Origin of the sequence: Brevibacillus laterosporus DSM 25 (genome assembly GCF_002706795.1) — a bacterium.
GTDB lineage: Bacteria > Bacillota > Bacilli > Brevibacillales > Brevibacillaceae > Brevibacillus_B > Brevibacillus_B laterosporus.
On record NZ_CP017705.1, the window covers coordinates 4,687,904 to 4,712,567 of the forward strand.

Annotated in this window: 20 protein-coding genes and 2 pseudogenes; 13 read left to right on the plus strand and 9 right to left on the minus strand. The window is 41.3% G+C overall.

Going from position 1 to position 24,664, the window contains the following annotated elements; genetic code table 11:
- Positions 1-17 precede the first annotated feature (17 nt).
- Positions 18-143 (plus strand): annotated as a pseudogene (locus BrL25_RS24980) (transposase); the annotation flags it as partial.
- A 153-nt stretch (positions 144-296) separates the two neighbouring features.
- On the opposite strand, the gene BrL25_RS26415 reads toward BrL25_RS24980, so the two are convergent.
- Positions 297-782, minus strand: a complete 486-nt coding sequence (locus BrL25_RS26415; RefSeq protein WP_035312417.1) for a CBO0543 family protein — start codon at positions 780-782, stop codon at positions 297-299.
- Entirely contained in the window at positions 703-1,890 is a 1,188-nt protein-coding gene (locus BrL25_RS22270; protein ID WP_018674238.1) for a DUF2515 domain-containing protein, read from the minus strand. Before BrL25_RS22270 ends, BrL25_RS26415 begins: the two co-directional genes overlap by 80 nt.
- 94 nt (positions 1,891-1,984) lie before the next feature.
- Here BrL25_RS22270 and shc point away from each other — a divergent pair, with 94 nt between their 5' ends.
- Positions 1,985-3,877, plus strand: coding sequence for a squalene--hopene cyclase (gene shc, locus BrL25_RS22275; RefSeq protein ID WP_018674237.1), 1,893 nt, complete (start codon positions 1,985-1,987; stop codon positions 3,875-3,877).
- 437 nt (positions 3,878-4,314) lie between these two features.
- Positions 4,315-4,869, plus strand: a complete 555-nt coding sequence (locus tag BrL25_RS26605; RefSeq protein ID WP_026315368.1) for a hypothetical protein — start codon at positions 4,315-4,317, stop codon at positions 4,867-4,869.
- Positions 4,870-5,139: 270 nt separating this feature from the next.
- Here BrL25_RS26605 and BrL25_RS22285 read toward each other — a convergent pair whose 3' ends face one another.
- The 5 genes from BrL25_RS22285 to BrL25_RS22305 form a co-directional block, all read right to left on the minus strand.
- Positions 5,140-6,195, minus strand: coding sequence for a copper amine oxidase N-terminal domain-containing protein (locus BrL25_RS22285; RefSeq protein ID WP_018674236.1), 1,056 nt, complete (start codon positions 6,193-6,195; stop codon positions 5,140-5,142).
- A gap of 253 nt (positions 6,196-6,448) precedes the next feature.
- Positions 6,449-6,808 (minus strand): hypothetical protein, encoded by a 360-nt coding sequence (locus BrL25_RS22290; RefSeq protein WP_018674235.1) that lies wholly within the window; start codon positions 6,806-6,808, stop codon positions 6,449-6,451.
- Positions 6,801-6,980 (minus strand): RNA polymerase sigma factor, encoded by a 180-nt coding sequence (locus BrL25_RS26610; protein WP_412679216.1) that lies wholly within the window; start codon positions 6,978-6,980, stop codon positions 6,801-6,803. The genes BrL25_RS22290 and BrL25_RS26610 overlap by 8 nt, the downstream gene beginning before the upstream one ends.
- A complete protein-coding gene (locus BrL25_RS22295; protein ID WP_236847732.1) occupies positions 6,908-7,303 on the minus strand; it encodes an RNA polymerase sigma factor in 396 nt (131 codons plus the stop codon). Before BrL25_RS22295 ends, BrL25_RS26610 begins: the two co-directional genes overlap by 73 nt.
- Positions 7,304-8,296: 993 nt before the next feature.
- Positions 8,297-8,881, minus strand: a complete 585-nt coding sequence (locus BrL25_RS22305; protein WP_018674234.1) for a LysE family transporter — start codon at positions 8,879-8,881, stop codon at positions 8,297-8,299.
- Between the two features lie 113 nt (positions 8,882-8,994).
- Here BrL25_RS22305 and BrL25_RS22310 point away from each other — a divergent pair, with 113 nt between their 5' ends.
- Positions 8,995-9,549 carry a helix-turn-helix domain-containing protein gene (locus tag BrL25_RS22310; RefSeq protein ID WP_018674233.1) on the plus strand — a complete coding sequence of 185 codons (555 nt, stop codon included), beginning with the start codon at positions 8,995-8,997 and terminating at the stop codon, positions 9,547-9,549.
- A 357-nt stretch (positions 9,550-9,906) separates the two neighbouring features.
- Here the strand turns inward: BrL25_RS22310 and BrL25_RS22315 are convergent, their stop codons facing one another.
- A complete protein-coding gene (locus BrL25_RS22315) occupies positions 9,907-10,929 on the minus strand; it encodes a PocR ligand-binding domain-containing protein (RefSeq protein ID WP_018674232.1) in 1,023 nt (340 codons plus the stop codon).
- A 198-nt stretch (positions 10,930-11,127) separates the two neighbouring features.
- Between BrL25_RS22315 and BrL25_RS22320 the strand changes: the two genes are divergently transcribed.
- The 6 genes and pseudogenes from BrL25_RS22320 to BrL25_RS26000 form a co-directional block, all read left to right on the plus strand.
- On the plus strand, positions 11,128-12,261 hold the full coding sequence (locus BrL25_RS22320) for a glycerol dehydrogenase (protein WP_099327289.1): 1,134 nt from the start codon (positions 11,128-11,130) through the stop codon (positions 12,259-12,261).
- A gap of 1 nt (position 12,262) precedes the next feature.
- Positions 12,263-14,026 (plus strand): dihydroxyacetone kinase subunit DhaK, encoded by a 1,764-nt coding sequence (gene dhaK, locus BrL25_RS22325; RefSeq protein WP_018672989.1) that lies wholly within the window; start codon positions 12,263-12,265, stop codon positions 14,024-14,026.
- A gap of 650 nt (positions 14,027-14,676) precedes the next feature.
- Positions 14,677-15,507, plus strand: a complete 831-nt coding sequence (locus tag BrL25_RS22330; protein WP_018672990.1) for an AraC family transcriptional regulator — start codon at positions 14,677-14,679, stop codon at positions 15,505-15,507.
- A gap of 562 nt (positions 15,508-16,069) precedes the next feature.
- Positions 16,070-17,377: an NtaA/DmoA family FMN-dependent monooxygenase gene (locus BrL25_RS22340; protein WP_018672992.1), complete on the plus strand. Its 1,308-nt coding sequence runs from the start codon at positions 16,070-16,072 to the stop codon at positions 17,375-17,377.
- Positions 17,378-17,473: 96 nt separating this feature from the next.
- Positions 17,474-18,469 (plus strand): ABC transporter substrate-binding protein, encoded by a 996-nt coding sequence (locus BrL25_RS22345; protein ID WP_018672993.1) that lies wholly within the window; start codon positions 17,474-17,476, stop codon positions 18,467-18,469.
- A 2-nt stretch (positions 18,470-18,471) separates the two neighbouring features.
- Positions 18,472-18,609 (plus strand): annotated as a pseudogene (locus tag BrL25_RS26000) (thioredoxin reductase); the annotation flags it as partial.
- Between the two features lie 496 nt (positions 18,610-19,105).
- On the opposite strand, the gene BrL25_RS22355 reads toward BrL25_RS26000, so the two are convergent.
- Positions 19,106-19,972 (minus strand): alpha/beta hydrolase, encoded by an 867-nt coding sequence (locus BrL25_RS22355; RefSeq protein ID WP_018672995.1) that lies wholly within the window; start codon positions 19,970-19,972, stop codon positions 19,106-19,108.
- Positions 19,973-20,174: 202 nt separating this feature from the next.
- Between BrL25_RS22355 and BrL25_RS22360 the strand changes: the two genes are divergently transcribed.
- The 3 genes from BrL25_RS22360 to BrL25_RS22370 all read left to right on the plus strand — a co-directional run bounded on the left by BrL25_RS22360 (position 20,175) and on the right by BrL25_RS22370 (position 24,613).
- A complete protein-coding gene (locus BrL25_RS22360) occupies positions 20,175-21,857 on the plus strand; it encodes a PucR family transcriptional regulator (protein WP_026315284.1) in 1,683 nt (560 codons plus the stop codon).
- Positions 21,858-22,040: 183 nt separating this feature from the next.
- On the plus strand, positions 22,041-23,273 hold the full coding sequence (allC, locus tag BrL25_RS22365) for an allantoate deiminase (RefSeq protein WP_018672997.1): 1,233 nt from the start codon (positions 22,041-22,043) through the stop codon (positions 23,271-23,273).
- Between the two features lie 56 nt (positions 23,274-23,329).
- Positions 23,330-24,613 carry an MFS transporter gene (locus BrL25_RS22370; RefSeq protein ID WP_018672998.1) on the plus strand — a complete coding sequence of 428 codons (1,284 nt, stop codon included), beginning with the start codon at positions 23,330-23,332 and terminating at the stop codon, positions 24,611-24,613.
- Positions 24,614-24,664 lie beyond the last annotated feature (51 nt).

Genomic DNA, 24,664 nt, shown 5'->3' on the forward strand with positions numbered 1-24,664 from the left:
TTGAAGATTGATGATTCAAAGAACTGCATGGGCTTCGCTACAGCCGTTTACGGGGAAAAGCAAATGTACAGGAGCAGGTGCTACTGACGGCAACTGTACAGAATATAAAAAAGATCGCTCTTCACCTCGCTAAGAGTAGCTAAGGTAGAGAACGATCTTTTTTTATGCACTTCGTCAACGAGACAATCAATACTGCTTGAGGTTAACTAATAAATTGGTTTTCTTCGACAGCCTGGGGGAGCCAACATTAGTTGGTTCCTTTTTTTGTTTTGAAAAAATATTTGGTTTGAACCCCATTATTGTTGAGGGGCTTCTTTTGATAAATGAATTATCCATAGATGAAATTTCCAAATAAGCCACATAAATAGGATATAGCCGAAAAAGGAATAAAAATGCCGCCATTCGCTGCTGTGGGTAAACCATCCCAGTTTTTCAGATATCTGTTCAATTCCAGCTGCTATTATGCCGGAAAACAGGACGATTCCCTTTCTTTGCCATGAGTTCATCGACTGCAAGCAATTCAGAAAGATAGCTGTAACAATCGGCAATATACACAGAGTAAACATAATATTGATTTTAAAAATATCGGGAAACGGTCTCACAGGAAAAGAATACAATTGCTTCTCCACAAAGATGAGATCCAGATAAGTTCCCAACCAAGAAACAAATATCATTGTTGGAACATAAGATTTAAGTTTCTCTCTAAAAGATGGCTGTTTTGGCCATGACCGCAAGTTCGATTTTTTCCAGTGTTTTACAGTATTTATGATAGATCTCCCCATTTACATTTTTTTCTTGGTTGATAAAGTAGGTTAAGATTTTCCAATCCTCAAACCAATCCCCGATTTCCGCTTCATCTTGCTCTATATTTTTCCAAGCGTACTGTAATTTTGGACTGAATAATCGATTGGCCCCAGCTTTCAATTGACAATCATCCATTCGCCTCTTATAGGGAGTTCCAGGCATAGATGGCACAGATTCGTTTACGTCGTTAAACAGATGGGGCCAGTAATCTTTACGGGAACCCGTATGCGGATTATCCGCCGCCCAGTTTATTACGCCCTGTAGAATTTCAGAAGAGCCAAAAAGCACTGAATATAATCGTTTACCCAATAATATGCGTTCTTGAAGGGAAGCAAAATGATGAAGCGTTTGTCCGATAAGGTCAGGTACCTGCCCGGGAACCTTGTTCATATTGTTACAACACGGGAAAAGAATTTGATTTAAACTCAATAAATCCTGAACTTTGAACTCTTTCGTTTCCAGAACCGTTTTTTGATAATGGGGATTCTGTATCACCCTTTTTTCCAGATAGCTCTGCTCGTTGATGACTAGGGCAATCGCCAGAAGATAGCGGTCTCCATTTTTCCAGAAATGATTCCACATAACCTCCATAAAGACGGATACATGAAAAAAAGAAAGCAGATAGAACAAGCTCGCTTCTCTTTTCAAACTTTCCTCATACAGCAAAAATTGAGGATAAATATCTTGGAAAATCAACCAATTGCCGCGCTCCAAAAACAGAAAATAATCCTTCTGTTCCGCGTCGGAAAGTAATTTTGACAGAAGCTCTCCCTTCAAATCCGTCATATTCCAGCCGCCATTTCGCGACACCATGTGACCCAACAAGGCCCAGTGTATCTCTGGATGTTTTCGATAGTAGTCAAAATACGCCGTAGTCCGCGTTACATTGTTCAAGTTTAGCCGGCGTGTAGATTCTTTAATTTGACGAATCAATATTTGATCTTGTTCGGGTAATTCAGCTTCTTTCTTGAGAGGCTTGTTGACATCTTTCAATCTCTTCTGCAATTCTTTGTTTATTTTAAGAAAAGGCGGAAATTGACTTTGTTTAAACCAGTCAAATTTCTTCTTCAGGATCCGGATTCCCATGCTTTCTCGTCTCCCTTTTAAGAACCCCTCGTCTGAAAATGAATAGAGTGGATATAGGCATTACACTTGGGTTTTAGAAAGGTATGTTTGAAATATGAAAGAAAAAATTGAATTAGAAATTAAACGTATAATCCATCTATTGCAAAAAGCTCAATCAGCTGACGGCGCCTGGCGTTATTGTTCGGAAAGCGGACCACTAACCGATGCATATATGATAATCCTATTACGGACCTTGATGATTGATGACGAGGAGTTAATTAGAAGTTTGGCTGATCGCATTACCATAAGGCAGGAGAAAAACGGAGCCTGGAAGCTGTTTCATGATGAAGAGGAAGGAAATTTGTCTGCAACCATTGAAGCATACTATGCCCTGCTTTTTTCAGGGCACAGCCGGAAAACGGATGAGCACATGCAATCAGCAAAGAAGTTTATATTAACCAAAGGTGGAATTTCGGAGGCAAGTATGCTAACAAAAATCCTTCTTGCCTTGACAGGGCAGTATCATTGGCAGGGATACTTTCAAATCCCGGTTGAAATCATCCTGCTGCCGCACTGGTTCCCCATCAATTTCTTCGATTTTGTCGGATATGCAAGAGTACACATCGAACCCATATTGGTCGTTGCAGACCGCAAGTTCGTAATGAAAACAAAAAGAACACCAGACATGTCCGATCTTCGAAAAAACGACCTTCCAACAGCATTGGGCAACCATCCATATCTGACAAATCAACGATCCCATGAATACCGTGCGCTTCTTAACACGATCTTGGATGGTTTCAAGAATCTTCCTTACCTTCCGTCGCAAATCCATAATATGGCGCTACGTCAGGCTGAACGCTTTATACTGGAAAGAATTGAACCGGATGGAACCTTGTACAGCTATTTCACTTCCACGTTTCTTATGATATTCGCTCTACTTTCCCTTGGATATTCGGCCAATCATCCAGTGATCACCCGTGCGATTTCAGGGCTGAAAGCAATGACTTGCCTGACCAATGGACATTTCCATATTCAGATTGCGACATCAACGGTCTGGAATACCGCTTTATTGGCTCATGCTATGCAAGGAACCGGGGTCTCTGTATCTGAGCCTACAGTTCAAAACGCTGGCCACTATTTACTCTCTCGCCAGCATCATAAATATGGTGATTGGATGATGAAAAATCCTTTTGTTTTACCAGGGGGATGGGGTTTTTCCGATATCAATACCATCAATCCCGACGTCGATGACACAACGGCTTCATTAAGAGCAATAAGCAAATTAAGAGAAACAGACCCGACCTTCCACCATTCATGGGATCGAGGTCTCAATTGGCTGTTATCGATGCAAAACGCCGATGGAGGCTGGCCGGCATTTGAGAAAAATACGGATAAAAGAATAGTAAATTGGCTTCCTTTCGATGGAGCAGACGCAGTTAGTACAGACCCTTCTACGGCAGATTTAACAGGTAGGACTTTGGAGTTTCTCGGAAACAATGCAGGATTTACCAGCAGTCATCCCCAGATTCAAAGAGGGGTGAAGTGGCTTCTAAGCAACCAAGAAGCCAATGGCTCTTGGTACGGGCGATGGGGCATTTCTTACATTTACGGCACATGGGCAGCTGCTACCGGCCTAATGGCTGTCGGAGTCTCTTCTAAACATCCTACAATTCAGAAAGCTGTACAGTGGTTATTAAAAATCCAGAATGAAGACGGGGGGTGGGGAGAGTCATGTAAGAGTGATATTGTTAAAACATATGTTTCTTTAGGTGCCAGTACACCTTCTCAAACCGCGTGGGGAGTGGATGCCCTCATTTCAGTGTTCCAAAAGCCAATTCCGGCGATTGAACGTGGAATTCAATTTTTAATTGACTCCGAAAAAAATCAGGACTGGACGCTCTCTTATCCGACAGGAGCCGGATTACCCGGCGGTTTTTACTTTCACTACCACAGCTACCGGTACATTTGGCCTTTGCTTGCTTTAGGTAATTATAAAAAGAAATATTAAATATCTCTTTATGTTTTTTATGTTTCACAAGGGTCTATGGATAAGGTTTACACTCTGGATGAAAATGGACATCTTATGGTTTTCCGAGGCTTTTACCACTAATGAAATTCAATCTTGATGGGAGAATCAACGGTTCACTTAGAGATCCCACCCACATTTAAGTAACAATCTGCTTATTCGAGCAATCGTCGTTTAATATGATTATACGTCTGGTCATTTGCTATTTCATAATAAAGTGGAAGAGAACTAATGTTTTAACGGGAGATTCTGCATGCGGAGGAATGGGCCCTTTTTGCATGCTCAAAATCACACGGGCTGAATCCTAACCAATTGGTTTCAGAAGGATTTCAAATAGATCAAGTAAAGAATGAGGATGATTTTTTTGATTGTTCCTGTAATTGACCCAGCTACCGAAAAGGTCAGAGAGAATTACGAATATGACAAGAGTGAGAATCTGGCAAGCTATACGGATCAAAAGGGAAATACGCGGAAATATACCTATACGCCATTCAATGAGCTGGATACGCTGCAGGTCTTATCGGGCAGTAGTAGAGACGGAGAAGAATACCTACGATCAAACGACACGCCAGCTCCTCACACAGCAAAACAACGATACGAAGGTTTCCTATACGTATGACGGTTTTTTACGCCCAACTTCTATGACCACATTTGGACGTACGTACGAACAAAGATACGAGGATGAAGATGATACCCCTGACTCGATTGTGTATCCAGATGGAACTGCAACAGCTTACACCTATGATGGGCTAGGACGCATATTATCCGTCAAACATCCAGGAATGGGCAAGATCACCTATGAGTACGACACGTCCACAACAGGGGATACCGTGCATGCCCAGTATCCAAACGGCACCAAAATCGAGAAAGGCTTCAACTCATTTGGCCAGACAACAGACGTGCAGCATTTCCAAACTAACAACAAAGCATGGGAAGAACAAAATCAATATTATGGCTTTTGGAAATCTAGTTGAAACAACGGTGAACCAATCTGCTTCCACATTCGGCTACGATAAACTGGATCGGATCCGCAAGGAAAAAACACCGACAAGAGAACAAACGTACACGTACGACGAAAGCGGCAACCCCTAAAGTATTGTATCAGCAAAATCACCAACAATCGAAGACAGCTCATACACCTACGATGCTCTAAACCGTCTCAAAAAAACGCTTGGACATAAATCCAAGCGTTTTTCGTATATACATTCTCTTTTAGGCTACGATTCACCAGTGCTTTAAACGCATTATTTAGGCTGAATCAACGACTCCTGCTCAACCATAATTTTCACCGCTTGCCCAATTGCTGGTAGGCTCCTTGTTGTCATATGACCATAGAATCCATAGACTTTTGTCCCTTTACGCAAGTCCTCAGCTTTTAATCCGCTATTATCTTTTGCGTCGATAATCGGGGTATCTTTTGCTAGATTTAATGCAATCATCTCAAAGGATTTGTCGTTAAGCTTCTCACCTTTAATCACTACCTGAACCGTTCCATCTGTCAATGTTTTCGCTTCAACGACTTCACCTACTGTTCCTAGAACCTCTGAATCAGCCATTTTATCATTTACCACGATTTTCACTGCATTGGTCATAGGCGGAATGCTCGCAGTCATAGCCAAGCCATGCTCAACTTCAATTTCTTGCCCCAATTTCAAATCAGCTATTGTTAACTCTTTGCCATCCTGATTAACGATGCTTGTCTCATCTGTGATGTTTAAACGTACACCATTTGTGAACCCATTAACCATAATAGCTCCCTTGATAGAAGCATCTTTTTCTTCAATAGAGATGTTAGTAATACTACCTTTTTTCATAGCCCCTTGAACTTGTTCACCAATCTTTATGGTGCCATCCTTCTCGATAATTACCTGTTGATGTAGCACTTTATCAAAGAAAGAAACTGGTACATAGGTTACTCCTGCTTTAGACTCTGGAGCAGATCCTAATTGCACGTACATTTTATTTACACTATATTGATCTTTTCCCACTGCTACTGCTGTCCATTGTGCTCCTTTTTGCAATTCGGCACTCTTGGTTTCTGTATTCCAGGTAACCTGATAACCTAACTGGTCAGCGATTGTACGCAATGGTATCATTAGTACATTTTGTTTATTTGCGTATATGTCGATCTTCTGGTCTACTAGTTTACCATTAACATAAATAGCATGCTTAGAAGCTGGTTTTGTTAGTACATTGTTTGTTTGTAATTGTTGTGGAGTAGCGGCATAAGCTGAAATGGAGCTCGTAGCCACCACAGCGGTAATCAGAGCAGCACTTAACATTTTAAAAGTTTTATTCATTGTGAATACCTCCATTTTCATTAACAAAATTTCCATTTTGTTTGATTCATACTCTTTGACGAGGTGTTTTTAACAAACGTTTCAGGAAAAGAAAAAAGTTTATAACGGAGGATACGTATAAGGGGCAGGTGGATAATCCTTTGTCACTCAACAGGTATGCGTATGTCAGTAATAATATGTTGAGGTATGCTAATCCCAGTGGACATATTCCAACACCTATGGAAGCCGCTGAAATGGCAGGACACATTTATAGTCAATCGGAGAATCTTTCTGGAGGTTGGAAGTTCAACGTTCCATTCTCGTTTGCCACTTGCTTGTCAACCACATAAGCGCCATTTGACAAATATTGTGCCTGCTCATTATTTACTGGATTAAGAAATTTTAAAAATGTTTTATCTATTCCCATATATGCCGCTACAAAAGCTGTTGTTGTTAAACAAACCATCAGTACAGCAGACAGTACTGCAAATCTTAAACGTTTCACGGGAGTAAATCCTCTGTGTCTTTTGTTTTCATTCTGGCTTTGCACTAAAATGTTATGAAACATTTTTTCTTTTTGTTCGGTTTTTGGCGTAAGAGCTTCAAAAAGCCGATTAATATTTTTGTTACTCAAGGTAATTCCCTCCTAAGTCAATTTTAAGGAGTTTGCGGCCTCTAGATAGTTGTGTTTGGATCGTGCTTTCTTTGTGTCCTAACATCTCTGATATTTCTTTTACCGAGTACTCCTCGAAATAGTATAGGTACAACTGTTTTGTATTTTTCGGGAAGTGAAAGCAGTCTTGCAAGCCACCTCCCCCGATGACTCATTACCATTCCAAGAAGAAACTTCCGGTAAAGCGTCTAAAGCAACACGACGGGTTTTCCACCAATTTTTTAGAACGTCTTTACAGTAATTTCTGGTGGTTACCATCAACCAGGCTTTTTCATGCTCGTAGTCATTGAAAATCATTTGAGATTTGATTAGTTTAATAAATACAGATTGAACAGCGTCTTCTGCATCAACGGGATTTTTCAAATATATATAGCACAACCTGTAAACTAGATCTGCATGCCGTTGATATAGTTCGGCCAATTCTTTATCCGTACGCAATAAAGAATTGTTTTCCATTTTTTCGCCTCCTACATATAACACGATTAGTAACTCGAAAATATCCCATTCTCGGTTAAATTTTTTTAACTGTTATATATTTTAATATCAGTTTTACTTATTTTTTTCATGAAATTAGTGATCGCCTGGCTGGGCACCAGCCCTGCTGAGTTAGTTGTCTAGTTGTTACGATTCATCTGTACTGAATAGATGTCTCAAAATGGGCGTGATTCAAATCGGTTACACGCTCGAAAACAAAAACAATGTTGTGTGGCTTCAGGTAGTAATTCGTATAGCTGAGCTGAGTTAGTTCCCGATTGAACCGTTCAATGCATCTTCAAAAACTTACGTAGAAATACAGATGCTTAGTCATGGTAATCACCTCTTTCCACACCTAAACGTAGCAAAAGGGGTGTAGGACAAAAAAACTAGAGACTTGAGACAAAAAAATAAGCCCCCAAATGGGAGCCTGTATATATGTTCGGCAAAACAATTATATCTTGGGCTTGCCAGGAGGGGGTATCGGAAGATGAACACAATGAAAGAACTTTTAAAAGAGTACAAGAAACAACAAAGAATTAAAAAAAGCATACGCTAATCTATGAGCAACTAACAGCAATGTGGCTAACCATCGTTTTGTGGTTTTTGTTTATTGGTATGAAAGCCGTGCAGTGAAGCCCACTTTTGCAGGTGGCTGTTATGAGTTCATTAAAGGAGTCAGATCATTTACATAGAATATATTGCCTATGGGCACAGGGACACAGCAAATACCCCGCCATTGATAGCCTGGCGGAATATTATCAAGTGTTTTTTAATTAATTTTTTCTTTCCTTGGTAAGCACAGCATAATGATCATCGCTAAGTGGTGACCGCCTGGTATAGTTCTGAGTCTTTCACCAAACTCTGCTGCCTCTGGCCGGCCTCCTCAATTTCATCTACAAAAAGGTAGTATCCAGAACAGGTTTTCCGTTCCGTAAATCATACAGAAAATACATATTTTTGAGATTCTCATCCCTATATAAAAAGTATTGAAATTGCACTATATATCAATAATAAAGCCATAGCTACATTAAACTGATTTCTATACTTTGATAAGAACTTTTTAAAAATTGAACCAAATACATTCCAACTAAAGGTTCCCATAAAACCAATAAAAGCTAGAAGTACTGAATAAAATAATAAGCTGAGATGTTCAGTATGATATGGAATGATGAAGGTTGATATTACTGTAATACCATATAAAATGCCTTTGGGATTTACGAATTGTAAAAGCATACCTGCGAAAAAACTGTTATTCTTGCCCCCGTCATTGTCTTGATCATTATTTTTACTAGTAATAATTTTTATAGCTAGATACATCATATAGGTTGCACCTATAATAGACATAATAAATTCAATTTTCGGAATAAGGTTTTTAAGCACCAGGTTAAAATAACAACTTAATATGATTATAACAAAAAAACCAGCACCTACTCCTAAACAAAATCTAAATGTTTTTTTAAAGCCGTATTTATTAGCAAATAACATTGCCATAATGTTATTCGGGCCTGGGGTAAAACTAGAAACAAAAGCATATAACAACATTGATAATAAAGGCATATAAGAACCCCCTCTGTGATGTGTGTTATAATGTACAAAACGAACAATATAACGTCTTGCTTTTTATTGTATGAAATAAACGTTATATTGTACAGAGGGAAAGGAGTGTGTTTATGGAGGAGATACATCTTATCATTGCGAAAAACTTAAAGGCTTTTAGAGAAAGGAAGAAATTAAGTCTTGAAAGAGTTGCAGAATTAACTGGAGTAAGTAAAACGATGATAGGTCAAATTGAAAGAGGGGAATCGAGCCCTACTATTACAACGATTTGGAAAATAGCAAACGGATTAAAGATTTCTTTTACTTCACTAATAAATAATCCACAGCCAGATACAAAAGTTGTTTTAAGAAGTGAAAGTAAAAAATTATCTGAAGACAATGGAAAATATCGAGTCTATCCTTACTTTCCCTTCGAAGATGAAAGACGCTTTGAGGTTTATTCAGTCGAGATAGAAGAAGGTGGCTTTCTAAGTTCTGATCCGCATAGGGAGGGAACGGAAGAGTTCTTAACTGTTTTTGAGGGGGAACTAACCGTACGAGTGAATAACAATGACTATACAATAAGAAATGGTGATTCTATTAGATTTAAGGCTGACAGCCCCCATACCTATCATAATTCTGGGATAACATTAACTCGATTAAGTATGGTTTTATATTATCCATCTTAATATCCCCTGTCCTACAAACAGGGGATTGCCTCTATTTTTTAGAGCTTTTATTTTTTGTTGCATCATTCCCTTTTATGAAAACTGGGTTTTACTAAACATCGCATACATACAAAACAGTACACTTTTCATGTCAAATTCTCGATATTACGATGACTGAAATAGATAAAGGGGAGGTGTTCTCTAAAATATGAGTTTGGAGTTTGGACTCTGATACAGAGGATAAAAAAATAGCCGGTTACTCCTCTTTATGTGGTATACACCGTCCTGATCTTGTTCGTCGCCTTATCTAATAGGCAACAATTGAAAAAAGAACGAGCGTTCCTTCCACAACAGCATGCCCTTGTTCTACCCCCTAGCTTACTCTCTTTTGCTATACACATTACGATAAACAGAAGGTGTTATCCGCTCGAATTTCTTGAACGTTTTGATAAAGTAGCTAGGCTCATTGAATCCTAATTCATTGCTGATTTGAGAAATGGACAGATCGGTTGTCTCTAAAATTTGTTTAGCCCACTCCATTTTCAGGCGTGGAATAAACACAGAAAAATTCTCCCCGGTTTCCTTGGTAAACATACGACTGAAATAGCTTGGGCTAACATGGCAGATATCAGCCATGTCCGCTAATTTGAAGTTCTCATTTTTATGAGCATAAATATAATCAAAGGCCGGTTGAAGAATGGCACTAGAAGAAATCCTTTTATGGGTAGACATTTTTATGATCTGGCTATCAATAAGTGTATTTTCCAGCTCTTTTTTTATGGTTTGGATATTACGATACGAGTGATCGGCAATAGAATCAATAACAGGCTTGTTCGTAGTTAACGCATGCCGGTACATATCGATCGTTGAATTTTTATTTATGGCTTCTTCTACAATATAATTGCATAAATGATATAGCATTTCAGAAATAGTTGTTATTTCGTCATAGGACAAGACAGGTAGTGAAGCATAGTCTTGGTCCAAGCCGAGGAGCTTTTTATGGGTATCGGCATTTGTTGGCCGAGTTACTATTTGTTCCAGCTCCAGCGGATTGTCGCCCAATTTTACTTGTCCCGCCATAATAGCACCAATGTACTGATTGTTGACAATAATAGGAATGGCAATATCAACAATATGAAAATGGCAAAGATAGATATAGGGTTGATTGAGTCGCACAGCCTCCAGTCCGCCCCTTGCATCGCATTTTTGGCAGTATTCGGACAATGCAGCATCTTTTCGTATCGTCTGACAGAAGCTCTGGCATTGGCTGTGCCTCGTTACAGGAACGCCTTTATAGTCGGTTGTAATAATGGCCATTTTAGTGACCAGAGAGAGTGAGTCCTGCAGTTTCTGCCACTTTTCCAAATCAATAATTTTGTCCAATTTAAAATGCGTAGTCATGGTGATCAATTCTCCTTTTGCACCTTCGCATTATTATAGCATAATAGTCGGATGGCAGGACAAGATAATACCATTTTGGTGCTTGCAGGATAAGATAATACGACGTGAAAGCGCTTTAATTGTAGTGAATCGTCCAATGATCTTTGTACAAGGTAGCTCTATAATGGGGATACAATAGCACAGAGGAGGATTATTTAAATGAGAAAAGCTTTTATTAGTCCAACTAAGTATGTTCAGGGTGAGAATGAATTAGTCAATCTGGGATATTTCATCAAGACATTTGGTGATTCGGCTCTACTTATTGCTCATCAAGATGATATAACACGTGTAAAAGACAAGCTTGAACATACCATTGCACAATTTGGCGTAACGATAATTGAGAGCGGTTTCAATGGAGAGTGTTCTCGAAATGAAGTCCATCGATTGAAACAGCTTGCGAAGGAACATGCTTGCTCTTGCACCATTGGATTAGGTGGGGGTAAAGCAATTGATACTGCGAAATGTGTAGCAGAAGGAGAAGCGTTAATTATTGTGCCGACAATTGCGGCGACGGACGCGCCAACAAGCCACTCTGCGGTTCTTTATACGCCAGAAGGAGAGTTTGATGATTATGCCTACTTTAAGCAAAGTCCAAGTGTAGTATTGATAGATACAAACGTTATCGCTAATGCTCCTACACGCTTTCTAGTTGCGGGTATGGGGGACGCGCTTTCTACTTACTTTGAAGCAAGAGCGACCGCTAACTCTTATTCGAATGTGAATGCAGGACTTCCTTGTGGAGCAAATGCAGGAGTTGGTCAGCCAACTAAAGGAACAAGAGCTGCTCTTGCCCTTGCCAAGCTTTGCTATGAAACACTGCTTGAAGACGGTCTAAAAGCTAAAATATCCTGTGATTCCAATATCGTCACTCCAGCGCTTGAAAATATTATCGAAACAAACATTCTGTTATCAGGTTTAGGATTTGAAAGCGGTGGTCTGGCAGCAGCGCATGCCATTCACAATGGCTTAACCGCGTTGGAAGGAACCCATTCGTATTATCATGGTGAGAAAGTCGCATTTTCTGCGCTAGTTCAATTAGTCCTTGAAAATGCAAACACAGAAGAAATAAACGAGGTATTGAATTTCTGTGTAAGTGTGGGTCTTCCAGTTTGTCTCGCTGATATTGGCGTAACGAATGTCACAAGATCCGAGTTGCTCAATGTCGCCCAGAAAGCTTGTATACTGGAAGAATCTATTCATTCCATGCCTTTTCCGTTGACTGAAGAAAATGTAGTAGCAGCTATTATGGTGGCGGATCAAATCGGGCAGGAATTTAAGAAAAAGGGTGAGTAATATGAAGAAAATTATGAATAATCCAGAAACGCTAGTAAGAGAAATGTGCAGTGGAATCGTTCTTGCACATCCGGATCTAGAATTTAATAGTAAATATAAAATTATCAAGAAAAAGAAAATTAATGAAGACAAAGTCACGCTTATTAGCGGTGGAGGCAGTGGACACGAACCTGCACATGCAGGATTTGTTGGGAAAGGAATGTTAGATGTTGCGGTTTGCGGGGATGTATTTGCTTCACCATCCCAGATTCAGATTTATCAAGCAATCAAAGCTTCTGCTAGTAAGAAAGGTACCTTGTTGATCATCAAAAATTACAGCGGAGATATTATGAATTTTAAAAATGCGGCACATCTTGCAGGCGAAGATGGAGTGCTTATCGATTATGTCAAAGTCGATGATGATATCGCAGTGGAAGACAGTCTGTACACGGTCGGAAGAAGGGGCGTTGCCGGAACAGTATTAGTTCATAAGATTGCCGGCGCTGCCGCGGAAGAAGGAAAAGAATTAAGAGAAGTAAAGGAAATTGCTCAAAAGGCAATAGATCGTACAAGAAGCATTGGTTTTGCTCTTACTTCTTGTACGGTTCCGGCTAAAGGGACGCCTACCTTCGAACTGAGTGATGATGAGATCGAGTATGGAGTAGGCATTCACGGGGAGCCTGGAATCCGTAGAGAAAAGCTTGTTTCTGCCAATGAACTGGCTAAGAAAATGGTAATAGATTTGTTCCGCGACATGAAAATAAGCGATGGTTCACAACAAGAAATCGGTGTATTGATTAATGGATTCGGTGGATCGCCATTACAAGAACTATATTTGTTTGCAAACGCGGTTGTTCGTGAAATCAACAATAGCAACGTATCCATCTTTAAAGTATTTGTTGGCAACTACATGACAAGTATCGACATGGAAGGTGCTTCGGTATCGATTATTTCATTAGACGATCAATTAAAGCATTATTTGGAGGCAAGCTGTGACACTCCTGCGCTGCAAATTAACCAACCGTTCACCCAGCTGCGTGTTGACGAAGCAGTATTGGAGTCGCAACAAGTGAATCAAACCATTTCTTATCAATGCGAGACAGATAAGAAATATGCAAAGATCGATAAGAATACTTTCTCTTTACACAACCTGATATATCTGATTGATAAGATGAGTGAGGTTATTATAGAGAATGAAATTGCTTTTTGTGAACTGGATTCCCATGCCGGTGATGGAGACTTTGGCATGAGCGTGGCAAAAGGCTTTAAACAATTGAAAAATGAGTGGTCGGAAATTACTGAACACAATGTAGCCAATATAGGGGATTTTCTACATGCGTGTTCCATGGTCATTATGGAGCATTGCGGAGGGGCTTCCGGACCCATCTGGGGATCGGCATTCCGAGCTGCAAGTAAATTTGCCAAAGACAAGACCGAATTATCCGTCACAGATTTTGCTGGCATGATGAAGTCTGTTGTCAAAGGCATCCAAGACACGGGAGAAAGATCCTTTGGAAGGGGAGCTGTGGTCGGTGATAAGACTTTAATTGATGCACTTGTTCCATTTTCCGATTCCTGGGAGCAAAGTGCCACAGAGGGCGATGATGTCAAGACGGCAGCTATCAAAGCGGCAGAGGCCGCAGTACAAGGGGCTAAGCAAACGGAGTCCATTGTTGCTAGAATGGGCCGAGCAGGTACAGTCGGTGAAAGAAGCATTGGATATCCAGACGCAGGAGCTTTTGCATTGGGAGTCATTTTCACCCAGCTAGCTCAAGTCATAGAATAAACCGATCATAGCTGCTTCCTATTTGTAAAATGGGGCTGTCCCAGAAGTCGTAAAAGATGCCAAAAGACAGCCCTATTGTTATTATTGTTATTTATGTAACTCTGAGTTGCTTACTTTTCGTTAAGCTGAACCTATTATAAATAGCGGTAAAGCAGAAAATCGAATGGAATGTAGAAGCTAAGATGTTAGGTCAAAGGGGTGCTTAAATATAAGCACTCCAATGACCCATGTCGGTAAACCTATCCACCACTGCGGGTTGAAAATCGGTGAAAGTCTGCCCTCTTTTCCAGACACGCCACTATTTGGCTATACACGCCGTGCTCAAAATCAAATAGGCAGACCCGTTGATGTTCTAGTCCTCTCATCGGTACCAACGATGAAGTAATGCTCTTGGGTAAAGGCTCCCGTGGGCTTTTTTGCGTTGTTAGTAGGTTTTATACGCTTGGTCTTATGATAGACTAATACTGTGAAAATGCCATTTAAAAAATGACTTGATGCTCTGTTAAGTGAATGGCTTAATCTTGCGTATAGCCCGGCCGATCCCCAACAAATAGCGGCCAGGCTGACACCGCGAGGGATAGAACTATTGTTTGACATTATTGAAAGTAGCTTAGGTGTACAATATTTGGATAGGGAGCAGGTGCAGTACAATGATAGATGTGGATAAATTAGCCGAGATATTTGCTAGTGGTTCCTATGATATAGAAGGTGTCTACCGTTTAGTCATCCAGCCGAAAAGTATATTGCGTGAATTTAGGACTGTAAGGGATGGATTTCTTTTTACCATTCGTGGAGAAGCTAGAATGTGTGTGAATGGGACTGCCTACGAATTACATCCAGGATCAGTATTTCATGCGGCTCCAGGCATGCAACTTGAATCGCAAGTTATAGGCCAATCAGAGTACGAGTACTATTTGCTTTTTTATAGATTTGACAAGCTAGGTGATGAAAATAGCGGTCATGTATGCGACTCTCATTTCAAGCTGGAACCGGGAGCAAATCCGAGAGTGATAGAATTACTGATCATGATCCATCAGAATGCCCATACTCTTGGCGGGATTGGGAAACTTCGTGTCAAGGAATTATTCTTAAGCATCATGTATCAAGTTCTGGTAGGTTGCAGGCATCGAGAGAGTGGCAGTTCTCCTAGTAAAAAGGTGATAGAGGAAGCCATTACATACATTAACGGGCATTATATGAATCCGTTGACACTCGACGAGTTAGCTGAGTTGCATGCAATGAGTCCCAAACGCTTCTCATACTTCTTTCACAAATATACGGGGTTCCGTCCAATCGACTATGTCATCAATTATCGTATGGAAAGAGCGAGTGAATTACTTAAAGCAGGAAATTATCCCATCTGCGATATTGCTGTGAGTGTCGGCTATGCCAATCCGCTATATTTCAGTAGAGTATTTAAAAAGAAATTCGGTGTGTCTCCCTCCGCATACACACATAAATTAGATAATCCTATATATTGAGATTCTGATTTATGTATTCCATTGAAGAAGGCAAGCACAAAATATGGGCTGGGCTGTATTCAAGCCCGCCTCGACGGACGAGCGAGTGCGTCATCACGCTACAACGGCTGGTGATGAATCTGGAGCGCAGGTTGCTTCCTGTTTACCTCAGTATTTCCTTCCTGTACCGTCGTTGCCCTGTCCTGAATATCAGCTACTTAATCACTCAGCAGACCTAGATTAGATAATGATGCATATAACATTCGTGATTTGTGCATTTGCTTTTGTTTCAGTCCTTGCTACACTATTAATTGATAATGAGAATCATTGTTATGTTTTTGGGGGTGAATAAGTAAATGTAAGGGTTTGGCTCGTCAATGGTCGATTTGACCGAGAATACCGGGGCAAGGTTCGGCCCCGATAACGTTTTTGCCGATCCTGGCTCAAATACAGGCGGTTCTCATCATGATCCTCGGAGCGTTGTTGCCATGTAGCGGCGATGTTGCTGAATGTTCAATCGGTCGACTTCGCCTTCTTAAGCATGCCTCTGATCGGATTTTTTAGAAGGAAAGGGTGGTAAAAAATGACTGAAAATAGACAATTGTGTATCGGATTGTCCCTGTCTGCAACTTGGATGAAAGGAGACGGATGGCGTCGCCCAGACAGCGGTGTGGAAAAAATGGATTCTATAGACTATTACATTGATTTGGCAAAAATAGCGGAGAAGGCAAAGCTCGATTTTCTTTTCAGGGCGGATTATCTTTATGTGAGCCCACAGATGTTGGGCGATTCCGCTAATTTCGGTAGCCCTGACCCTACGATGATATTCGCAGCGATTGCTCGTGAAACCGAGCGGATCGGGCTGGTTACGACTATTTCTACGACTTTTAATCCGCCGTATGTTGTTGCCAGGCAGCTTCAGTCTTTGCATTGGCTGAGCAATGGACGAGCTGGCTGGAATATTGTCACTTCTATAGAAGGTGCCGAAAATTTCGGTGATTCCCCCATGCCTTCAGCGCAAGAAAGATATGCGAAAGCAATTGAATTTACGGATGTCGTACGCAAGCTCTGGGGAAGTTTTCCGAATGAAGCAATTGTAATGGACCGCGAGTCAGGCATGTTTTCTGATAGGGATAAGGTTTCTTCAATTGATCATTCAGGTGAGTTTTTCAGTGTCAAGGGACCGCTTACTATGCCCGCCCATAAATCGGGATCCATTCCTTTTTTTCAAGCAGGCGCGTCGGATACAGGACGGAATTTTGCCTCTACAGTAGCGGATGCTATATTTGCGGCGATGCCAGACCTTGAATCCGGAGTGGAATTGCGAAATGATCTGAGAAAAAGAGCCAAAGAACATGGACGAGATCCGGACGCCATTAAAGTTTTGCCTGGATTATATTTTTTCTTGGCCGATACTCGCGAGGAAGCGAATGAATTACATAAGGCTGCACACGCACATTTGAGTATGGATCGCAGACATGCATCGCTCAAATCAGTGCTCGGCCTTGATTTAAGCAGCTTTGCTTTGGATCATCGCGTAACTGCCGATATGCTGCCTGATCCGAATCAGCCAGTCCGCAGCCGAACTCATGCTGAGCTGTTGCGCCGGTATATTACAAACCATCAGCCTACAGTCGAAGAGGTGTTGGCAAGGCCGGAGGTTGTCGGATCTGCTCACTGGGTTTCCGTTGGAACAGTTGATGACGTGGTAAGCGATATTATTGAGCGGTTTGAGGCTGGAGCGATTGACGGATTTATAGCTCTTCCGGGCGGTTCAGAAAAATCAATGGAAATATTTTTTGAAAAACTGATGCCGCAGTTGGTTGAACGAGGCTTGTTCAGAAGCCAATATACAGGTGTCACCTTGCGTGAGCATTTGGGGATTACATAAGCCATCGCTCGGAGACAAGGTTCAAGAATGGAACTAGATATGGGTAATCAAAATTTCTATTTCGAGATTTTTTTTAAAAAGGGGTTCAGGTGAAAAATGAATAAAAAGCTTATGCTGGTTGGGTTGATAGCATTATTCATGCTGGTTTTGGCTGCATGTGGAGGAGGAGAAAAACCGAATGAAGCAAGTTCAACCTCTAGCAACAATAAAGAAACAGCACGAGCCGAAGTGGACAATGCAGGAGCGAGCGAAACAAGAACGATTGAGTATCTCGGTGAAAAGTATACCGTTTTGCAAAAGGTAGAAAAAATTGTGATTACTGGAGCTATGGAAGCGATGGAGGATGCGGTAGTGCTTGACGTTCATCCAGTAGGGGCAATATCGATAGGTGGAAAGTTTCCGGAAATGTTTGCTTCGGTAACGGGCAAGTCGGAATCAATTGGTGAAAAACAAGAACCCAACTTTGAGAAAATATTGCTATTAAAGCCAGACGTTATTTTAGGTTCATCCAAGTTCCAAAAAGAAGCGGTGGAGAAATTGCAAAAAATCGCTCCCACTATTTTGGTATCGCATATTGCTACAGACTGGGAATCTAATTTGAAGCTAATGGCAGAATTAACGGGAAAGCAAGCAGAGGCAGACAAGATTCTATCCCAATATGAAACAGATACACAAGCAGTAAAAGCATTGTTAAAAGAAAAGCTTCAAGGCAAAAAAGTAGCCACTGTTCGCATTCGTGGGTCACAAGTTTTCGTTTACCCGAAAGATGTTTACTTTAACCCTGTCTTATACGACGAAATTGGTTTGGAGGTTCCGCAACAGATAAGCATGGCGAAAACGCAAGAAGCGATCTCTATCGAGCAGCTGGCGGAAATGAACCCGGATTATTTATTTGTACAATTCTCTACGAGTGAAACGCAAGATGCGAAACATGCATTTGAAGACTTGAAAAAGAATCCCGTTATACAAAACCTGAATGCCTTTAAACAAGATCACGTATATGTCAATGTGGTTGATCCTCTTATGGAAGGAGGTCCCGCTTATAGTCGAATCAAGTTTCTAGAAGGTGTGCAAAAGCACCTAGATAAGTAATGGAAGATGCCGCGAATGCTGTGAACAAAGCGATGCAATACGTGACGCCTGATGCAAACGCGTACGGAATGGTTTCCTCGCACAATGACTTGTTCAAGCAAAAAAACGCGAGCCTGATGAAGAATTTGTATACGAAATAAAAGCCAGACCAGTTGGTCCGCTAGGAGCCGGTCATCAAGTTAAGCAGGGAGCAAGAGAATCCGAAGTTGGTCTTCACACCATCGGCGACGAAGACTTCTGCAGCGTCTACAGTGAGCAGGGAGTCTTATCATAAGTAGGGCAAAGTTGAAAAACGTAGAGGGTTTTATTTGAATACGACTATTTAGAAACGCTAAAACTTTACTTGAATAAACATACCTCTATTATCCTACCAACTAATGGTGGTCTTTACTTTGAACCTACTAATTTGAGCCGTATCACAAGTAACGGAAAAGTTGTTGAACTAACGGACTCGATAGTTAAATAAAAAGAGGCAGTCAGAAACGTGTTTTTTTGTTCCTGACTGCCTCTTTAATTTTGATATCTAGGTACATATGCGATTACATGTAGTTCTTAACATATAGTCATGCTCGCTGGAAGCAGGAACGATCAGAGAGTGGTGGCAATTACAAGAATAATAGGTTTCTTCGCAGTATTTTAAGTCAAATGACGATGCAGAAAGTCAAGCACTTGGGCAAATGCCTGCTGGACGTTTTCTTTATCCAGCTGTCGATCAAACAAGTGGTCTTCACCAGGAAGGGTAAGGAGCGTATGCTCGATTCCAGCACGTTTTAACCGTTCCGCCATACATATAGATTCTTCACAGGGAACATCATGATCTGTTTCCCCATGTAGGAGCATAATAGGGGGAGACGAATGGTCCACGCACTCAATCGGACAGAGCAGTCTTAGCTCCTCCTTATTTTGGATGGGGCCCAGTCCCGTAGTCTCCCGAATCCAGCTACCTTGCTGACGGTAATATAAATAAAGACCGAATCTTTGCTGGATGGAGCTTTCTGTGAGTATTTCTTTCGTGATTAATTGATCGGCTAACTTCTTTGGGACGATTGTTTTTTGTAAGTAAAAGGGACTAGGCTCTGACGCCCATCCCCCTCGAATATCCCCATAACCGTAAAAAGAGACGACTGCTTTCACATATGACTCTTTAGAGCCTGCAAGTAACGCGAGATAACCTCCCGCAGAAGAACCTATTACAGCTATAGCTGATGGCTCGATATCAAGCATGCTCGGGGCTTGGTCACAAACCCACCGAAGTGCATCCCGAACATCTTCGATTATAGCTGGGAGCTTGGTTTCCGGAGCCAATCGATAATCGATAGAGAAAACATGGAATCCAGCTTGATTATACTGCTTGACCTGCTCCTGCAAAATTTCTTTTCTCGATCCAAAAATAAAACCACCCCCATGGATATAGACGATTACAGGGGAGTTGGTGTTGCTGGCGCTGTAAAAATCTCCGAGCAGGTTAATTCCGTTAACCGTTTTATAACAAATTGTTCTCATTTCGTTTCTCCTTTTGAGTCCGACTTTTCTGTTACTATGTATCTTAACGAAGACTTCTACTGTTAGTATTGGTATGCTTATAGTACTGTCTTCCGACGCAAGACTCAATAGCTGGTATGGGAACACATTAGAAAATGGGGCCTTTTCTCTACATAATAAGACAGCTGAGATTATTTCTACTGAAGGGGTTGAGGTTGAGGATATGGAGTTTAGGATAGAACATCTACTGAAAATGGATAGATTACAGGATGCGGTGGTATTAGGAGGAAAAAAAGGGCTTTCCAATGTGATTAAAGGGATCACAATAATGGAAGCTCCCGATATTGCAGATTGGCTGAAGGGTGGGGAGATGCTACTGACCAGCTTATATCCAATCCGTAATTATACGGAGGAGGAACAGCGAGAATTTGTCTCTCGTCTTGCTGACAAGGGAGTTAGTGCTTTGCTGATCAAAAACCACCGATTCGTCAAAAAAATCCCGGATGCTATCGTGGAAGCAGGCGAGAAATCAGATTTGCCTATTATCCAGATTCCCCAAGACATTCCTTATGTGGACGTGCTTTATCCGGTTATGGAAGAGCTGTTTAATAATCAGGTGATGAAGCTTAAATACTTTATAGAAGTGCATGACCGTTTCACAGCGCTTTCTCTAACGGATGCTGGTCTGGAATCCATTATCACTACATTAGGGGAATTGATTGGGAACCCTGTCGCTATTTATGATCGGAATTTTGTTTGTATGACGGCGACATCCTCATACACGATGCCAACAGAACAACAGGAGAGTATTGTAGAACGTGGGAAAACAGTCGAAACCAAATTCCCTTATTATTGGTTAACGGCGCAGGTTACTGAATTTGAATCAGAAACTAAATTAGTCGAGCAGTTAGTCGTGCCAATTCGGACGATCAATCATATTAAGGTACATCTCGTTATCACAGAAGTTCGTAAGCAACTGGAAGAGCTGGATTTTATTGCGATCGAAAATGCCGCTACAGCTCTTTCCCTTGAACTAGTCAAACAATTTGCCGTAGCAGAAGTGGAGCGGGAATTTAAAAACGACATTATTGACGACCTTTTAGCGGGAAAAAGCCAAATGCTAGAAACGGTGTATCATCGGGCTAATTTGATCGGTTGGGATTTAGACCGTTCATATGCTGTGCTTTTGTTTCATGTGAAAGAAGAGTTTACTTCTCTGAGTCAAAACGAAATGAACAAGCCCAGAAGTTCACGCAGATTACAAACAAAAACCTTTAGCTATTTACACGAAGTTGTACGTTCCCATTTTGCGGATGGTATTCTGCGTAGACGGGGAGATACGATTATCCTACTTTTACCGGTTAACCAGCAGGAAGGGAAGGGGAAAAACTGGCTACCCACTGTGAAAGAGAAAGCACGTGAGATTCAGGAGAATATTCGTGAGAAAGCCAAAGACATTGTGGTACAAGTTGGCATCGGTAATGTGGCAGAAACCGTAATGGATATTTCCGGAAGATATCAAGAGGCGCAGGATGCATTGGATCTAGGGGAGAAGCTCTATGGTAAAGAATCGATTACCGCCTTTGCTGAGCTTGGTCTTTTCCGACTGCTTTGCCAATTTCCAGACCCTGCCGTACTAACCTCTTTTATCCCACCTTCTTTAAGTAGATTAGTCGAAAGCAAGAATGCTATCAAAAATGATTTGCTACATACACTAGAAGTATTTTTAGAGCATAACCAAAATGCTGCAAAAGCAGCTCATGACCTATTTGTTCATTACAAAACGGTCATGTATAGACTGGAGCGGATCAGAGAAATAACTGGCATGGATTTTGAAGACTCGGAGGAGATGTTAGGAGTGCGTGTAGGCCTCAAGATTCTAAATTTGGTAAAAACTGATAGATAAAACTAGAAATGTATGATTGACGGGCCTGTGCCCGTCTTTTTTTTACCCAAGTTGGATAAAGAATTAGCTCGACTTTTATCCACTACTGTTAATGACTCTATATTAGTAAGCGCTTACAATAAGGATGCAAGTAAGGTAACGTCATTTGAATCAAATTCATCATCATAGAAAGGAACAGTGAGTATGGGAGAGTTAAGTAAAGAGATCGTACAGCATTTGGAGTGGCTGGGTCATTTTGGGAAAGAACCTGAAGGGGGCATTTCCCGATTTCTCTACTCCAAAGAGTGGTTGGAGGCTCAAAAAGCTTTAGAGGACTGGATGAACAAAGAAGGCTTCGACTTTCACTTTGATGAGGTAGGTAATTTATTTGGAGGCCTTCAGGGAACCAAGTACCAAGATGAAACCATTTTGACCGGTTCTCACGTGGATACGGTAGGGAATGGTGGATTGTACGATGGTCAGTACGGTATTATCGCAGGATTGCTTGCGATTAAATATCTAAAGGAAAAATACGGGAACCCGCTACGTAATCTACAAGTGGTATCTATGGCTGAGGAAGAAGGAAGTCGTTTCCCTTATGCATTCTGGGGTTCCAAAAATATCGTATGTACAGCAAAGCGTGAAGAAGTGGAAAACATCGCAGACTTTGATGGCATAGCTTTCGTGGATGCGATGAGAGAGTGCGGATTTGATTTTCGCAAGGAATCCACAGAGCTTCGCAAAGATCTGAAAACATTTGTAGAAATCCATATCGAGCAAGGTAGTGTACTGGAAAACGAGAAAAAATCTGTAGGCGTAGTCCATAGTATTGTAGGCCAGCGCAGATTTACCGTAGAAGTGACAGGGGAAGCCAACCATGCTGGTACGACTCCGATGGGTTACCGCAAGGATACCGTTCATGCAGCTAGCACCATGATCTGTGACGTGATGAATAGAACGAAAAAACACGGAGATCCGTTAGTAGCGACGGTGGGCAAAATTGAAGTCAAGCCAAACGTGGTTAACGTGGTTCCGGGCTATACCCTATTTACAATGGATATTCGCCATACTGAGAAAAAAGCGCTTGTCCAATTTACTGAAGAGATTATGGCTTCTATGAATGCTATTGCAGAAGAAATGGGCGTAGGATTAAAGGTCGATATGTGGATGGATGCAGACCCAGTTCCTATGGATAAACGCGTGGTCGAAGTAATCGAAAGTCAGTGTAAGGAAAACGGCTTGAATTATAAGCTGATGCACAGCGGAGCGGGACATGATGCCCAAATCCTAGCGCCATTTGTTCCATCGGCAATGATTTTTGTACCAAGTAGAAAGGGAATTAGCCACAACCCAGCTGAGTATACCGAGCCACATGATCTGGCAGAGGGCGTGAAAGCTCTGATCGGAACTCTTTATGAGCTGGCATACAAAGAATAGGCGATCGTCATGGCGTATCGTCTGCCCATACTCTCATCATAAGGAGCAGAAAAGAGATGAACGAACATACCCCAGCAGCTAAACAAGGTGGTCTTGAGTATTGGAAAAAGGTCGTCATTCTGTTTTGTCTTGGGTGGACTGTCATCTGGATTTACAGAACTGTACTTAACCCGATTTTACCGGAAATTAAAGTGCAGCTTGGTGTTGAATCAGATGCCAGCATGGGTCTAATCTCCAGTATGTTTTTCCTGGCGTATACCTCTATGCAGATTCCATCCGGATTTCTTGCTGATAAATTTGGAAGAAAAATAATGCTGATTCCAGGCTTCTTGATCTTTGCTTTTGGAGCCTTTACGGTCGGGATCGCACCATCTCTGGTTTTCCTGCTTGTGGGAAGTTTTCTGGCAGGACTTGGACAAGGGACCTATTATGGACCGGCTTACTCGATCTCATCCTCTGCAATTCCGAATGAAAAGCGAGGCTTCTCCACTGCCATTATCAACAGCGGTTCGGCTCTCGGAATGGCCATTGGATATATCGGTTCCTCGTACATGGTGAAGGGGCTTGGTTGGGACTGGAGACCTTTAATTTATGTAACAGGTGCTTTGATTATTATTATCGTTATTGCCTTTGCAAAAGTTATTAAGGAAAAGCCGGCAGCAAATGCTGTTGAAGGAAGCAAAGAAAAAGATCCAAATGATAAAGCAACGATGAAAACGCTTTTTGGAGATATCCGCATGATTTCAGCTTACGTCATTTACTTTTCCGTCTGTTACGGGTATTACATGATCGTAACCTGGCTTCCTAGTTACCTGCAAATGGAGAGAGGATTTCAGGGCGCTGCTATCGGATTTGCCTCGGCTCTGGTTGCCTTTGCTTCTGTTCCAGGTGCTCTATTGTTCAGCCGTTTGTCTGACAAGTTTAAGAATAAAAAGATTATGGTTGTTATTTTGTTACAAGTCATTGCCGCAGTTACACTGTATCTGACAGTAGCGATTCAAAATAACGAATTACTCATTTTGTTTTTAATCATGTATGGATTCTTCGGTAAACTAGCCGTCGATCCGATTATGATCTCTTACGTGGCAGACATTGCCCCTAAACAAGGGTATAGCACTACATTCGGCGTGTTTAACTTTTTTGGGATGATGTCATCTGTAGTCGCTCCGTTCGTAACCGGTTTGATTTCGGACGCTACGGGAAGTAAAATCTTGGGCTTTTATCTTGCTATCGGTATTATTATTGTATGTACGGTATTCCTGTTCTTTGCAAATATGAGAAGTAACTCGCGCAGTAAGAGGTTACCTGATGATGAGCAAGAATTCAAATTTAGCAAATGATTTCTAGGTATCATACTGACGGAATCATTTTCACAAAAATCGTAGAGAGAA

Bases quoted from the DNA above. Each gene is read 5' to 3' on its own strand.
- BrL25_RS22320 (WP_099327289.1), top strand. From the start codon at position 11,128: ATGAGAAAAGCTTTTATTAGTCCAACTAAGTATGTTCAGGGTGAGAAT.
- BrL25_RS22305 (WP_018674234.1), bottom strand. From the start codon at position 8,881: ATGCCTTTATTATCAATGTTGTTATATGCTTTTGTTTCTAGTTTTACC.
- allC (WP_018672997.1), top strand. From the start codon at position 22,041: ATGGGAGAGTTAAGTAAAGAGATCGTACAGCATTTGGAGTGGCTGGGT.
- BrL25_RS22370 (WP_018672998.1), top strand. From the start codon at position 23,330: ATGAACGAACATACCCCAGCAGCTAAACAAGGTGGTCTTGAGTATTGG.
- shc (WP_018674237.1), top strand. From the start codon at position 1,985: ATGAAAGAAAAAATTGAATTAGAAATTAAACGTATAATCCATCTATTG.
- BrL25_RS26415 (WP_035312417.1), bottom strand. From the start codon at position 782: ATGGGGAGATCTATCATAAATACTGTAAAACACTGGAAAAAATCGAAC.
- dhaK (WP_018672989.1), top strand. From the start codon at position 12,263: ATGAAGAAAATTATGAATAATCCAGAAACGCTAGTAAGAGAAATGTGC.
- BrL25_RS22270 (WP_018674238.1), bottom strand. From the start codon at position 1,890: ATGGGAATCCGGATCCTGAAGAAGAAATTTGACTGGTTTAAACAAAGT.
- BrL25_RS22310 (WP_018674233.1), top strand. From the start codon at position 8,995: ATGGAGGAGATACATCTTATCATTGCGAAAAACTTAAAGGCTTTTAGA.
- BrL25_RS22355 (WP_018672995.1), bottom strand. From the start codon at position 19,972: ATGAGAACAATTTGTTATAAAACGGTTAACGGAATTAACCTGCTCGGA.
- BrL25_RS22285 (WP_018674236.1), bottom strand. From the start codon at position 6,195: ATGAATAAAACTTTTAAAATGTTAAGTGCTGCTCTGATTACCGCTGTG.
- BrL25_RS22315 (WP_018674232.1), bottom strand. From the start codon at position 10,929: ATGACTACGCATTTTAAATTGGACAAAATTATTGATTTGGAAAAGTGG.
- BrL25_RS22340 (WP_018672992.1), top strand. From the start codon at position 16,070: ATGACTGAAAATAGACAATTGTGTATCGGATTGTCCCTGTCTGCAACT.
- BrL25_RS22330 (WP_018672990.1), top strand. From the start codon at position 14,677: ATGATAGATGTGGATAAATTAGCCGAGATATTTGCTAGTGGTTCCTAT.
- BrL25_RS22345 (WP_018672993.1), top strand. From the start codon at position 17,474: ATGAATAAAAAGCTTATGCTGGTTGGGTTGATAGCATTATTCATGCTG.
- BrL25_RS22295 (WP_236847732.1), bottom strand. From the start codon at position 7,303: ATGGAAAACAATTCTTTATTGCGTACGGATAAAGAATTGGCCGAACTA.
- BrL25_RS26605 (WP_026315368.1), top strand. From the start codon at position 4,315: ATGACAAGAGTGAGAATCTGGCAAGCTATACGGATCAAAAGGGAAATA.
- BrL25_RS22360 (WP_026315284.1), top strand. From the start codon at position 20,175: ATGGAGTTTAGGATAGAACATCTACTGAAAATGGATAGATTACAGGAT.